We start from the raw sequence: 13,493 nt of genomic DNA, 5'->3' as shown, positions 1-13,493 counted from the left end.
TGGGGTAAAGATCGACGGCCGGGGGAGGGCCGCCGTCCGTCAACCGGCCAGGTCGGCGACGACCGGGACCGGGCCGGCCACCGTCTCGGCGGCCGGCAGGGTGAACCAGATCCGCGCGCCACCGCGGAACGTCGGGTCGGCGCCGATGGCGCCGCCGAGCCGCTGCACGATGCGGCGGCAGATCGTGAGGCCGAGGCCGGTTCCCGGGTACGCGTCCGGGTGCGCCCGGTGCAGCTCGGCGAAGACGGCCTCGTGCTGGCCCTCGGGGATGCCGACGCCCTCGTCGGTGACCTCGATGCGGACCATGCCGTTCTCGTCGGGCCGAGCCGAGACGTGCACGCGGGCGGTCTCGCCCGGGCGTACGTACTTGAGCGCGTTGCCCAGCAGGTTCTCCAGCAGCCGCCGCAGCATCCCGTGGTCGCCGCGGACCGCGGGGAGGTCGTCCCAGGTGATCCGGGGCGGCGGGCGCTTCGGGGCGCCGGGCCGGGACAGGTCGACCACCCGGTCGGCCACCACGTCGTCGACGAGGGCCGACAGGTCGATCGTCGCCAGGTGCAGACGGGCGCCGCGCGCGGTCGAGTACGCCAGCACGTCGTCGATGAGCCGGCGCATCCGGTCGATGCCACGGTTGATCTCCGCCAGGAAGTCGTCGTAGTCCTGCGGCGGCACGAAGCCGAAGTCCATGTGGGTCAGCAGCTGCGCGTACCCGCCGATGCCGGTGAGCGGCGCCTTGAGGTCGTGGCTGATCTCGCGGGAGAAGGCCTCGAGCTCCGCCACCGAGCGGCTCAGGTCGCGGACCTGCCGTTCGAGCTCGGCGGTGCGCTGCCGTTCGCGTTCCAGTTCGGCGCGCAGGGCTGCGTCAGCGTGTTCCGGCACCGTCGCCCCTCTCGTCCGAGGCCAGGTAGCCGGCCATGACCTTGACCGCACCGGCCACCGCGTTCTCCACGCCGGCCACCAGTGCACTGAGTTCCTGCTCGCTGGTCTCGGCCGTCGCGCTGCGCTCCACCTGCGCGCACGCCTCGGCGAGCGGGTCGGCACCGAGCAGCGCGCTCGACGACTTGAGCGTGTGCGCGGTCGCCCGCAACGCGTCGTGGTCCTGCTTGCGCAGCGCCTCGGCGAGGGCCGTACGCCGCCCGTCCAGCTGGGACAGGAACGTGTTGACCGTGGTCACCACCAGCGCCCGGTCCTCGAGCTGAGCCTCCAGATCGCGCAACTTGCTCAGGTCCGGCCCGTCGGCCACCGGCTCCGGGCCGGGCTCGCCGGGCTCCTCCGGCTCCTCCTCCGACAGGTACGGCTCCAGCGCCGCCCGCAGCTCCGGCAGGGTGATCGGCTTGCTGAGGTGCCCGTTCATCCCGGCGGCCAGGCAGCGCTCGCGGTCGCCGTGCAGCGCCGTGGCGGTCAGCGCCAGGATCGGCGTGCCCGACCCGCCCGCGCGGATGCGCCGGGTGGCCTCCAGCCCGTCGGTGCCCGGCATCTGCAGGTCCATCAGCACCACGTCGTACGGCGTGTCGCCGAGCACCGCCGCGGCCGCCGCGGCCCCGTCGGCGACCGTGTCGCACTCGACGCCGAGCAGCTGGATCATGCGGCGGAAGACGGTCCGGTTGACGTCGTTGTCCTCGGCGAGCAGCACCCGGCCGCCGCCCAGCGCCGGCACGGTGATCGGGGCGCCGCGCACGCCGGTGCGCTCGAGGTTCAGCGCGGCGACCAGCCGCGAGAGCACGAGGGGAGCGGTCAGCACGCCGGGCTTGCGGACGATGCCGGTCCGCGGGTCGGTGGTGCTGATCATCAGGGCGCGGCCGGTGGGCCCGAGCGCCTCGATGACCGCGTCGGCGCGGCGTACCGCCTCGGGGTCGTGCGAGTCGTCGCACCACAGCACGGTGTCGGCCTGCGGGACGTGCCGGACGACGTCCTCCAGGCGCGCCTCGACGGGCTCCGCCCCGGCGCTGGTCAGCAGCCAGGACAGGGCGAGCAGGGACCGCGGCGACGGCGCGACGACGGCGACCCGGCGACGGGTCAGCGGCAGCGGCGCGGTCACCTCCGGCTGCTGCGGCGCCGCCTCCAGCGGGAGCCGGATCGCGAATTGCGAACCCTGCCCCGGCTCGGAGTGCACGTCGATGCGACCACCCAGCGCCGCGACCAGCCGCGCGGCCAGCGCCAGGCCCAGGCCCGCGCCCTCGTGCCGGCGCGCCGCCGAGGAGTCGGCCTGCACGAACGGCGCGAAGATCCGCTCCCGGTCCGGCCCGGAGATGCCCGGGCCGGTGTCCGACACGGTGATCACGTACGCGTCGTCGCCGTCGCGGGCCGCCGTCACGATGACCTCGCCGGCCTCGGTGAACTTCACCGCGTTGCCGACCACCCCGGTCAGCACCTGCCGCAGCCGTCCCGCGTCGCCGAGCACGGCGGCGGGCAGGTCGGGGGCGGGCGCGGCCAGCAGCAGGATCCCCTTGCGGCGGGCCTGCTGCTGCAGTGGCTCGACGATGCCCTCCAGCACCGCGCGCAGCGGTACGGGCTCGTGGTCCACGGTCAGGTTGCCGGTCTCCAGGCGAGCCAGGTCCAGCAGGTCGTCGGTGAGCGCCTTGAGCGCGTGCACCGAGCGGTGGACGCTGTCGACGACCTCGCGGACGTCCTGGGGCAATGGCTGCGCCCGCAGCAGATCCACTGTGGCGACCACCGTGGTGACCGGCGTACGGATCTCGTGGCCCAGCAGCGCGAGGAACTGCGACTTGGCGTGGCCGGCGGCGTCCGGGCCGGGCTCGGCGGCCGTCACGGTGACCAGCCGCCGGGGTGCGCCGCAGTCGCTCTCCAGGTGCGTGACCCGTACGGCGCTCGCAGCCCCGTCGCACTGGCAAGCCAGGACGGCGGGTCCGGCCGCCGGCGTCATGTCGCGGACGACCTCGGCGAGCTGCGCGTGTCCCGGGCACGGGCCGGGCGCGGCACCCAGAGCGGTGCCCTCGGGCGGGCGCCCGGCGCCGGACCACCGGCCGTTGGCGACCAGGACGCAGCCGTCCCGGTCCACGATCGCAGCCGGGCCGGGGTACGCCTCGACCAGCGTGCGTGCCGCAAATCCCATGCGCTGACCCTTCGCAGGACGGGACCCGGGGGTAGGTCCGCTCACCATGCTCGGGACATCTGGGGGCTACGCGGGAAGCGTTCGGGAGCGAATCGGTTTCAGGCCGCGCGGTGCCGGCTGAGGTACCCGGCCGGAGCCGCGACCGGGGCCGGCGTCCGGCGGGACCGCACCCGGTGCAGGGCGCCGAGGGCGAGGACGGCCACCGCGAGCGCGGCGATCGACCAGGGCAGGGCGTCCACCGGGCCGCGGGCGGCGGCGCGCGGCGGCACCGCGGAGATCAGCACCCGGGAGGCGCCGGAGACCGAACGGCCGGTGACGATGATGCTGGCACCGGACTGCCCGGCGGCGACGAGCTCCTGCGGCACGGTCACCTGCACCCGGCCGCTCTCGTCGCTGCGGGCCTGCTGCAGCGGGCTGTCGCCGAGCCGCACGTTCACGACGGCCTTCGGGCGGTACGCGTACCCGTCCACCTGCAGCTGCCGGCCACCGTCGATCCAGGTGAGCGCCAGCTTGTCCGCGCCCGTCTTGGTGGCGGCCCCGGCAGCGGCGGGCCGCGTGACGAAGAGGGCGCCCCAGAGGCCCAGCGCCAGCACGACGAGGGCGACGGCGAGGCGGGTCGGCGTGGAGAAGGTTCGCATGAGAAGAGATTGCGCCACCGCGAGCCGTTACGGAACGTCATGGAGCCAACCTTGCCCGACGCCTGAGCTGCCCTTGACCTTCGCGCTCCGCCGGGCTCATTTCCGCGCTCGCGGAGCCGATCAGCGGTATAGGACCGGGAACGGCGAAGGGAGGACGGCATGGCGGTCGACATCACGCCCGTTCCGGCCGTCACGCCCAGTGACCCGACCCCGCGACCCGCCCCCCTCGTGGTCGTCGCGGACCCGCCGAAGCGGCCGAAGTCGCGGCACCGGCGGCCACCCGGGCTCGCCGAGATCGCGGACCGGGCCTGGCGCCCGCCGCTCGCGTTGGCCGTCGCCATCTTCGCCGCCTGCGGCCCGGCGCACGCTCTGGGCCATGTGGATCTCGTGTACTACGCCGTGCTCGTGGCGCTCGCGCTGAGCGCCGTTGCGGTGCCGCTGGGACTTCTGGCGTTGCGTCGCCCAGCGGTGGCGGACGAGGAGCCCGAGGTTCGCCGGAGCTCTTCTTGATCTCGTCCTGAGGTCGTCTTGAGCGACGGTGCCGATGGCAGGTCCATGGCTAATCCCCACCATCCGCGCCCGCGTCGCGGGATCACTGTTCGTATGCTGGCCGCGGCGCTTCTGCCTGTTGTGGCCGCGCCGACTCTGACGTCCACCCCCGCCTTCGCCGACGACGACCCGGGTCCCGGAGGTTACTCGCTGGCCGCTACGGTGAGCCCGGCGGCGATGACCGCCGGAGAGTGCGCGGTGGACCCGCTGTGCGTACCCGCGCCGCCCCCGGCCACCGGCGACAGCTCACCTGCTCTGAAGACCGCCGTGGCGGCGGCCGCCGTCAAGGCCGTGCCGGCGGTGGTGGACGCCAACGGCGCCGTGGTGACGCCGCCCCAGCCGGCCACCGTGTTCCTGGGCCCGGGCACCTACTCCCTGGGCTCGACGCTGCGGCTGCCGCCGAACGTCAACCTGCGCGGCAGTGGCCTCACCGCGACGAGTCTCACCATGATCACCGCGAACTGGGCGAACTTCAACTACGGCTTCCTGGTCCGCTGGGATGACAAGGTGACGCTCTCGCCGGGCAGCACGAACCTCGTATCCGACCTGACCGTCAACGGCAACTGCCGCGAGGGTGCCGGTCAACCCGTTCCGGCCGACATGCCGGGGCGCCCGGGCGAGGCCTGCGACTTCCGGGCTGGCACGGGCGCACCCTCCACCGTCGGTGGTGGCGTGAACGTGGGCGACCGCTGGACCGTGCGGCAGGTGCGCTTCACCAACCTGGAGTACTTCAAGCTGTGGATCCTCGGTGCCAAGGACGTACACATCATCGACAACCGGTTCGATAACTGGGGCGGCGCTGAATCGGGCGACGAGGACAATATCGGTGGCGGCTTCCGCCACGACGGTGCGGTGATCGAGGACAACCAGTTCGACAAGACCATTCGCGGTAACGCCCTGGATTTCACCAACGCCATCCGGACCACCATCCGTAACAACGCGGTCTACACCGATCGGGCCGTCGGCGCGGCCCGCGACGCCCGGTACCCCGAGTACGGCGACATGTACCTCGAGGGCGTGCCGGAGGCGACGATCACCGGCAACGTGCTGGTCGGCGGGCACATCATCCTTCAGTCCAACGGCAAGTACAGCCACACGGGGACGAACAAGGACATCACCAATCCCCGGAACTCAGTGGTGCGCGGCAACCGCATCACCGACTCCTTCTACGCCGGCATCACCGTGACGTACGACGACTACGCCGACGCCGACGGCACCTACGGCACTCTCGGTACCTGGGATACCGCGAGCACCGATCCGGCAGACCACGTCGTGCGCGCTGGTGGCGGCAACGTCATCAGCGACAACGTCATCGTTCGCCCGGCCGAGTCGGGCATCGTCATCGCAGGGCTGATGGACCGGGTCAAGAACCAGGCCGACACGGTCACCGGCAACACGATCCAGAACGCCGGATCGGGCGGCTCGACCCAGATGTCGACCGGCGGCGGCACGTTCGAGACCAGCGGCGTCGGTGTCTCCATCGGCACCGGCGACAAGGTGTACGGCAACAGCATCGCCGACGACCAGGGCCACCCGACCACCTGGTACGGCATCCACCTCGGCGCGCGCAACGCCGGCAGCACGGTCAAGAACACCGTGCTGACCGGACCCGTGGGCGAGACCAACACGGTAAGCGGCGTCATCGGCGTCCCCGTGCGAGACGCGTCCGCGGCAGCCCTCGCCCCGGCCGGACTCACGGCCAACGGACCGCTGCTGACCTGGGCCGAGTCGTACGCTGTCGCACCCGCACCCATCGCCGGTTACCACGTCTACCGCGACAACGTGCTCGCCGCCGACCTCCCAGTGGGCAGCGCCGCCGTCCCGGGCAATCTGGTGGCCGATGCCGACGCCACCGTCGACACCGACGCTTCCGGATGGGCTCCTGTCGCCAACACCCGAGTCGCCCAGTACACCGGTGGCGGCGTGCTCGGCGCCGGCTCACTTTCGCTGACCGCAGTCGCGGCCGGGTCGGTCAACGCCGCCGGGCGACTGCTGCCGGTGGCTCCCGGTCAGACCTACACCACGGTGGCGTCGTACCAGGCGCTGGCCGGCCTTGCGCAACGGGCCCGGACCGGCATCGAGTACTACGACGCTGCCAAGACTCGGATCAGCCGCCTGTCGACCTTCAACTACAGCTCCGTCGACACCCCGGGCAACTGGACCACCAGCAGCTACACCAGCACCGCGCCGGCCAACGCGGCGTACGCCAAGGTGTTCGTGCTCGTCGACAATGCGAAGGCCGGAGACGTGCACCTGGTCGACCGGATGGGTCTGGTGGCCGGCACTGCTACCGAGCAGTGGGCTGACCCGGCCGGCGCGCCCGGCGCCGTGTACCGGGTCGTCGCCTACCGGCAGGTTGACGCCCAGCCGGGCTGGATGGCTAGCGTGACAGCGTCCTGACCACCTGCGGACCACGGCCGCCCCGCCGAGACTCCGGTCCCGGCGGGGCGGCCGGTCCCGGGCAACTCCTCAGAGCGGCGTCGCGGCGGCCGATCAGCCGGGAAAGGCCCGAGCGGAGGGGACGGTAGCGTGCGGCGTGTGTTCAGTCGGGCCGCCTGGCTCGCCGCACGCCCGTACGCGATCGTCCTCATGATCTCGTCGCTGATCGTCAGCCGGTGGTTCCGCACCGGCACGTTCATCGCCAGCGGGGACATGGGCCCGTACATCCGGCGCGGCTGGGCACCCGAGGCGACCTGGGCCTGGAACCACCAGACCACCGGCGCGGGATCCGCCGGTTACACGATGGCACGGGGCTTCGAATTCGTCGTCATCTGGCTCTGCAAGCAGGTAGGGCTCACGGAGTACTCCGCGCAGTGGTTCTTCTACACCTGTATCTACGGGCTGGTCGGTTTCGGCATCGCATACCTGGCCGGTGCGTTCGTCCGTAGCGAGGCCGCGATCGTGGCCGCTGGTGCGTTCGGCGTGCTCAACGGCTTCTTCCTGACCCGGCTGCCGAACCCGCTCAATATCATCTCCGTGGGCTCGGTGGCCCTGATCACCGGCATCGCGATGAGGGTCGCGCAGGGCCGGCGGGTGCCCACGCCGATCGCCGGGTTCGCGCTCATCCCCACCTCCTTTCTCGCGTTCAACCCGCCGATGCTGGTCGTCGCGTATGCCTGGGCTGTGGTAGGCACGCCGGTGCTGGCCTGGCTCGTGCTCGGGCGTCGCGGGGCCGTACGTCTGCTGAAGTGGTTCGTGCTGGCCGCGCCGTGGGCGATCGCATTGAACGCCTTCTGGCTGATCCCGCTCGCTCAGGGCTACATCGGTGGCGGCGGCGCGGCGGCCAACGCCGCGTTCACCGACCCGACGAACTGGTCGTGGTCACAGATCAACAACACCCCGCCGAACATCCTCACCATGGTCGCCAACTGGGCGTGGTTCCGTCCGCAGTACCTGCCGTTCGCCGCCGACCTGGACCGTCCGTGGTGGGTGTGGGTGCGCTACCTGCTGCCTGCACTGGTCTTTCTGGCCCCGCTGCTGGCTCCTCGGCGGCTGCGCCGGCTGGCCCTCTGCCTGCTGGCACTGGTCCTCGTATTCGTTTTCCTGGCGAAGGGCCTGCGCCCGCCGCTCAACCAGATCAACCTGTTCCTGTATCTGCACGCGCCCGGCTTCTGGCTGTTCCGCGAGCCGATGAGCAAGCTGGGCCAACTGCTGGTCTCGTTCTTCGGCATCCTGCTCGCGGTCGGTGTCGAAGGCGCGCTGGGACGGTTGCGCCGTGCGCCGCGCCTGCGACTGCCGGGCTGGCCACGCCGGTTCGCGTACGCGGGCTCCGTCCTGCCCCTGCTGCTCGTGCTGGCGTATCCGTACCCGCTCTACACCGGCGCGGTGATGCCGGACGAGCGGCCCACCCAGCCCTCAGCCCACGTGCGGGTGCCGCAGGACTGGTGGGACCTGGCCGAGAAGATCGACGCCGATCCCCGGCCGGGCAAGGTTCTCGTGCTGCCGCTGGACGACTACTACCAGATGCCCACGACGTGGGGGTTCTTCGGCGCCGACAGCATCGCGAACCTGCTGATCCAGCACCCGGTGGTGGCGCCCAAACCGGGTGGCTACTTCGGTGACGTGCCCGGGTTCAGCGCCAACGTGCACGGCATCGAGACCGCCTTGCTCGCCGGGGACCTGACCGCGGTGCCGAAGCTTCTCGACGCCATCGGCGCCAGCCGGGTGATCGTGCGCCACGACCTCGTCCGGGGGCTGCCGAACCGCTACTTCGCCGACGACCGGGTCCTGGCGGCGGCCATGGCGAAAGTGCCCGGCGCGGAGCTGGTCTCCGACGGGACGCTGCAGCTGTGGCAGTTCAACGGGGGGACCAGCCCGACGATGCGGACGTACGACCGGGTGCTGGACGCGCCGGCCCGGGCCGAGGCGGGCGCCGCGGTGCTGGGCACGGTCGACTCCCGTACGGCCATCGCCGCCCGGACGGACACCACACCGGCGTCGCTCAACCCGCAGGTGGACGACACGGCGGTGGTGACACCGGACGTGGTGCACTGGCCGGTGCCCGCGGTCGACTCCGGGTCACCCACCACGACCGTCGACGTGGCCGCCGGCACGTACACGCTCGCGCAGCGGGCCCGGGCCGCCGCCGTGCTCGTGCCCCGGATCGACGCCCGCACCAACCGGCTGATCCTCGAAGACCCGACCGTGGTCCGGGTGGACGGCAAGCCGGTGTCCCGGCGGCCCGCCCTGTCCGTTCCGCTGCCGTCCGGGCGCAGGATCGTCGCCGTCCGGGTCGGCGACCGTACGGTGTCTCTCGACGGCGGTGCCCCCGCGACCGTGGCGGTCGGCTCCGCGACCAAGCTGACGCTGCTGGCCGCCGCTCGGAAGCCCGCCGACACCACGGGTTACTCACCGGTGTTCGACTGCAACAACTACGAGCCGCGCCCGTGGCGCGAGCTGGGGCTCACCTCGACCCTGACCGACTCGCCCCAGGGCAGAACCGTCCGGCTGAGCGCCGCCGACCACGCCGCCTGTACCAAGGTGGTCGTTCGTGCCGCGGAGCCCGGCACCTTCTACCGTGTGCGGCTGCAGTACCGTCATGTCACCGGTAACCGGCCGCAGATCTGCCTGTGGCAGTCGGGCTCCTCCGGCTGCGAGCTGGCGGCCCGGCCGGTGCTCGACGACGGCTGGACCTCGTACGAGCGCGTGGTGACGATGGACAGTCTCTCGCACGAGCTGCAGGTGATCCTGCATGCGGACGTCGGGGAGCGGCTGAAGCCCCGGACCGTCAGCGAGTACCGCGGCCTGCGGATCGACGCGCTCCAGGCGGTGGCGACGCGGACGGTGTTCCCACCCGCGGTCCCCGAGGTCAGCCTCCCGCTGGCCGCCGGCAAGCACGAGTTGCGTGTCGACGGCGCCGTGTCCGGCTCCGTCCTCGCGCCGTTCGAGCCGCTGGAGGACTGCTTCCGCTACGACGACGAGAGCGCGGAGCAGGCCGGACTGGCCGCCGAGTCGCAGATCGGCGCGGACGGCGAAACCACGTACACGCTCAAGGCCGTGCGGCATCTGGCCTGCATCGGCTCGGTCGCGAACGACATGGGAGCCGCCTCGCTGTACGAGTACTCCATGGAGGCGCGCAGCGTCGCGCTGCGCAACCCGAAGTTCTGCCTCTACCTGCGCGGCCCCGACCTGTGCCGCACTCTGCCGGGTGTGGCCGTGTGGAAGGGCTGGACCTCGTACGAGACGTTCGTCGCACCAGATCCGAACGCCGTCGAGACCCGCGTCTACCTGTACGGCTTGCGCGACCTCAACGGAATGCAGCAGTCCCAGGTGGAGTACCGCGGCGTGCGGTTGCGCCCGGTCAACCCGTCGACCGTCGTGCTCGTACGCCAGGAAGCGCCCACCGGCACGTCCTCGGTGGACTTCTACCAGGACAACCCGACCCAGTTCGCCGGGACGGTCACCGCGTCCGGGCCGACCGCGGTCGCGCTGGCCGAGAACGCCGCGCCGGGCTGGTTGCTCACCGGCGCTCCGGGTGCCCGCAAGCAGACGTTGCAGGGCTGGATGGGTGGCTGGCTGCTGCCCGAGGGCGGCACGGTCACTGTGCGGTACACGCCCGCGCGGATCCCCCGGCTGGCGATGTACCTGCTGCCCGTGGCGGTCGCTGCGTCCCTGCTCTTCATGTACGTGGTCCGGCTCCCCGAGGGCCGTCCGGGCGTCTGGACGATGCGCCACCGTCGCCGGCCTCGCCGCTGGAGGCGCCGTTCATGATCAAGCTCAAAGCGGACCGTCGCCGCCTGCGCACCGCCGTCGCGCTGCTCGTGGTGCTGCTCCTCGTCGCTGTCTGGCTGCTCAGCCGTTGCTCGACCGGCCCGGAGACGATCCGGGTGGCCGCGGTCGGCGACATGGCCTGCGATCCGGACGATCCGGACTTCGCCTCGGGTGTGCACGACCACTGCCGGCACAAACAGGTGTCCGACCTGGCGGTGGCGCTCGACCCGGCGGTGTTCCTCGGGCTCGGAGACTTCCAGTACGAATTGCCGGCCACCGAGGCGTACCGGACCGTGTACGGGCCCAGCTTCGGCCGGCTGCTGAGCCGTACCGTGCCGGTCTACGGCAACCAGGAGTACAAGGTGCAGGACGCGAACTCGTTCACCGCGTACTTCGGCGACCGGGTCCGGGACAGGAAGGGCTACTGGTCGCAGGACATCGGACGCTGGCATCTCGTGGTCCTCAACTCCAACTGTTCCGCAGTGGCCGGTGGTTGCGGGAACGGCTCACCGCAGCAGACCTGGCTCGCCGGTGACCTCAAGGCGAACGACCGCAGGTGCGTCATCGCGGCCTGGCACCACCCGCGCTGGTCCACCGGCATCGCGGGCCCGGACGCACGCACCGCCGACCTGTTCCGCACGCTCTACGACCACGAGGTGGAGGTGGTGCTCTCGGGGCACGAGGCCGACTACGAGCGGTTCCCTCCACTGAACCCGGAAGGCAAGCCGGACCCCCTTGGCGTGCGTCAGTACGTCGTGGGGACCGGGGGACAGGCGCACTACCGGCCGGCAGCCGTCGACGACGCGCGCGATGAGAAGGGCGATCCGACCGTCCGTGCCGGCATGCCCGCCAGCGAGTTCGTCGACTACGACCACCACGGTGTGCTCGAGCTGGAGCTCAAGCCGGATTCGTGGAGCTGGAGGTTCCACCAGGTGGCGCCCGGGAACCCGGTCCAGGACGCGGGCTCGGCCTCCTGCCGCTGAGCGCTAGGGGTGCAGCACGGACGCGTACGCCTCGGCGGTCGTCTCGGCGACCCGCTCCCACCCCATGTGCCGGGTCGCCGACTCCAGCCCCGCCTCGGCGTACCGCTCCCACGTCTGCCGATCGTGCAGCAGCGTGATGAGAGCGCGCGCCAGCGCGGAGCTGTCGCCCGGGGGTACCGACAGGCCGTTGACGCCGTCGTCGAGAACCGCGCGGACACAGGCCACGTCGGTCCCGACGACGGGCAGGCCCACAGCCATCGCCTCGACCAGCGCCATCGCCGGCGGCGACGTGGTGTAGTCGAACTTGAACGGCCACGTTCCCACCTGCGCGGCGGCCAGCTCCGCCAGCAGGTCGGGCACGGGTTCGGTGACCACCTCGACGGCCTCGCCGGCCGTACCGGCCCGGGCCAGGATCCGCGGAAGCTCCGGCCGTGGGATCAACAACAGCCGCAGCCGGGCACCGGGCACCGCCGCCCGGACCCGGGGGAACGCGGCCAGCAGCGTGTCGAGCCCGCGGACCGACTCGGCCCGGCCGGCGAACACGATCGTCGGCCGCTCCGCGTCGAACCGGGCCCGGCGGGGGTCGACCGGCGCTCCCGAGCTGAACCGGACGACCGACAGGCCGCGCCGGCGTCCCAGCCGGTCGGCGACCCGGGGATCGGGGGTGAGCACAGTGGTCATGCCGGCGCGGCGCAGCGCGGCGGCGGCGAGGCGTACCGGCAGCACCGTCGTCACGAGGACCCGGGCTCGCAGCACGTTGGAGCTGCGCATCTCCGCCACGGTGGCTCGCCGCCACGCGGCCGGCCGGGGCAGCGTCGGCCACGCGTACGCGGTGAGCAGCTTCGGGTACGGCCGCAGCACCGGCAGCAGCGCCAGGAACGGGCCGAGTGCACCGGCGTGCAGGTGCACGACGTCCGGCCGGATCTTGTCGAGCGCATCCCGCAGTGCGTCGGAGCGGCCGAGCGGGAACGTCTCCAACGCGCCGCCGATCTCGTGCACACCGGCGAACGCGTCCTGACCGTCGAGCGCGTGGGTGGTGACGAGGTGGTGCTCGCCGTCGACCCGGTGCGCCATCTCGGTGACCGTACGGCCCATCGCCTCCTTGGCGGAGAACTCGGCGATCACGTGCGCGACCCTCATGCCGTACCCCCGCGGACGCCGCGACCCGGCCTGCGCAATGCCGCGCGATGCCGTACCTGGCCGACGGCACCGGAGCCGAACTCTCCGAGTTTCATCACCCACAGACCGCCGTACAGCAGCGGGTGCGAGAAGACGTACCGGGAACTGCGCAGGTACAGCCCGAAGCGGTGGAAGATGTTGGTCTGCCACCGGAATGCTTCCGGGTGCGCTTCGGCGAAGAGGTCGGCGGTGCCGGAGTAGCCCAGCTTCTTGCGCATGGTCCGGCCCAGCCGCAGGTCGCCCTCGTTGTGGTAGAGGAAGGCCCGCGTCCGGCCGATCCGGTAGCCGGCCTCGCGGACGCGCAGGTCGAAGTCCTTGTCCTCGGAGAAGACCATCCGCTCGTCGTGACCGCCGAGCTTGTCGTACACGTCGCGGCGGACGCAGCGCAGCGACTCGATCTGCTCGACACCGTCGTAGATCTTCTTCTCCAGCCATTTGCATCGGGCCCAGAACGTGGTGCCGAACGCCTCCTCGGGGATCACGAGCGCGTCGTAGCCGCCGGTGATCAGCTCCGCGCACTCGCCGATCAGCCCGGCAGTGACGGTCATGTCGGAGTCGAGGTGCAGCAGGATCGAACCGCGCGCCTCGGCGGCGCCGCGCTTGCGACCCTGCGCCATCGACCTGTTCTCCCGCAGGTACGTCACGTCCAGTCCGCCGGCCCGGAACTCCTCGACGAGCGCCTCGGTGCCGTCGGCGGAGCGCAGGTCATCGTTGATGACGACTTCGAAGTCCCGGTACTCCGAGGCGCGGCAGGCGCCCAGGAAGTCCCGCAGGAGCGTCGCGCTGTTGTAAGCGGGAACGATCACCGACACCACGGGCTCGCCAGTCATTCTTCCCATTATGAGCGGCTTTCGCCGCTTAGTG

General features: G+C 71.8%; 9 protein-coding genes. 4 read left to right on the top strand and 5 right to left on the bottom strand.

Translation table 11 applies throughout. From position 1 onward, the window contains the following. Nucleotides 1–39: 39 nt before the first annotated feature. From AB0K03_RS23885 to AB0K03_RS23875, 3 genes are all read right to left on the bottom strand, one after another. Nucleotides 40–876 carry a HAMP domain-containing sensor histidine kinase gene (locus tag AB0K03_RS23885; protein ID WP_364688344.1) on the bottom strand — a complete coding sequence of 279 codons (837 nt, stop codon included), beginning with the start codon at nt 874–876 and terminating at the stop codon, nt 40–42. Continuing rightward, nucleotides 860–3,070, bottom strand: coding sequence for an ATP-binding protein (locus AB0K03_RS23880; protein WP_364688342.1), 2,211 nt, complete (start codon nt 3,068–3,070; stop codon nt 860–862). Before AB0K03_RS23880 ends, AB0K03_RS23885 begins: the two co-directional genes overlap by 17 nt. Nucleotides 3,071–3,168: 98 nt before the next feature. Next, nucleotides 3,169–3,708, bottom strand: a complete 540-nt coding sequence (locus AB0K03_RS23875) for a hypothetical protein (protein WP_364688340.1) — start codon at nt 3,706–3,708, stop codon at nt 3,169–3,171. Between the two features lie 159 nt (nt 3,709–3,867). On the opposite strand from AB0K03_RS23875, the gene AB0K03_RS23870 reads away from it, so the two are divergent. The 4 genes from AB0K03_RS23870 (at nt 3,868) to AB0K03_RS23855 (ending at nt 11,450) form a co-directional block, all read left to right on the top strand. Further along, entirely contained in the window at nt 3,868–4,218 is a 351-nt protein-coding gene (locus tag AB0K03_RS23870; protein WP_364688338.1) for a hypothetical protein, read from the top strand. Nucleotides 4,219–4,338: 120 nt separating this feature from the next. After that, a complete protein-coding gene (locus AB0K03_RS23865; protein ID WP_364688336.1) occupies nt 4,339–6,657 on the top strand; it encodes a hypothetical protein in 2,319 nt (772 codons plus the stop codon). 138 nt (nt 6,658–6,795) lie between these two features. Further along, nucleotides 6,796–10,467, top strand: coding sequence for a hypothetical protein (locus AB0K03_RS23860; RefSeq protein ID WP_364688334.1), 3,672 nt, complete (start codon nt 6,796–6,798; stop codon nt 10,465–10,467). Then, nucleotides 10,464–11,450 carry a metallophosphoesterase gene (locus AB0K03_RS23855; protein ID WP_364688332.1) on the top strand — a complete coding sequence of 329 codons (987 nt, stop codon included), beginning with the start codon at nt 10,464–10,466 and terminating at the stop codon, nt 11,448–11,450. Before AB0K03_RS23860 ends, AB0K03_RS23855 begins: the two co-directional genes overlap by 4 nt. A 3-nt stretch (nt 11,451–11,453) precedes the next feature. Here the strand turns inward: AB0K03_RS23855 and AB0K03_RS23850 are convergent, their stop codons facing one another. Continuing rightward, complete coding sequence (locus AB0K03_RS23850; protein WP_364688330.1) at nt 11,454–12,590, bottom strand: glycosyltransferase family 4 protein; 1,137 nt, start codon at nt 12,588–12,590, stop codon at nt 11,454–11,456. After that, entirely contained in the window at nt 12,587–13,459 is an 873-nt protein-coding gene (locus AB0K03_RS23845) for a glycosyltransferase (RefSeq protein ID WP_364688328.1), read from the bottom strand. Before AB0K03_RS23845 ends, AB0K03_RS23850 begins: the two co-directional genes overlap by 4 nt. Between the last annotated feature and the right edge of the window lie 34 nt (nt 13,460–13,493).

The organism is Actinoplanes sp. NPDC049316 (genome assembly GCF_040677315.1).
In the GTDB taxonomy this organism is placed as follows: domain Bacteria; phylum Actinomycetota; class Actinomycetes; order Mycobacteriales; family Micromonosporaceae; genus Actinoplanes.
The sequence above is the reverse complement of the archived record's forward strand: the minus strand, read 5'-3'. Positions and strand labels throughout refer to the sequence as shown.

Excerpts from the sequence above, each read along its gene's own strand:
- AB0K03_RS23875 (WP_364688340.1), bottom strand. The coding sequence starts at position 3,708 with ATGCGAACCTTCTCCACGCCGACCCGCCTCGCCGTCGCCCTCGTCGTG.
- AB0K03_RS23855 (WP_364688332.1), top strand. The coding sequence starts at position 10,464 with ATGATCAAGCTCAAAGCGGACCGTCGCCGCCTGCGCACCGCCGTCGCG.
- AB0K03_RS23870 (WP_364688338.1), top strand. The coding sequence starts at position 3,868 with ATGGCGGTCGACATCACGCCCGTTCCGGCCGTCACGCCCAGTGACCCG.
- AB0K03_RS23845 (WP_364688328.1), bottom strand. The coding sequence starts at position 13,459 with ATGACTGGCGAGCCCGTGGTGTCGGTGATCGTTCCCGCTTACAACAGC.
- AB0K03_RS23880 (WP_364688342.1), bottom strand. The coding sequence starts at position 3,070 with ATGGGATTTGCGGCACGCACGCTGGTCGAGGCGTACCCCGGCCCGGCT.
- AB0K03_RS23850 (WP_364688330.1), bottom strand. The coding sequence starts at position 12,590 with ATGAGGGTCGCGCACGTGATCGCCGAGTTCTCCGCCAAGGAGGCGATG.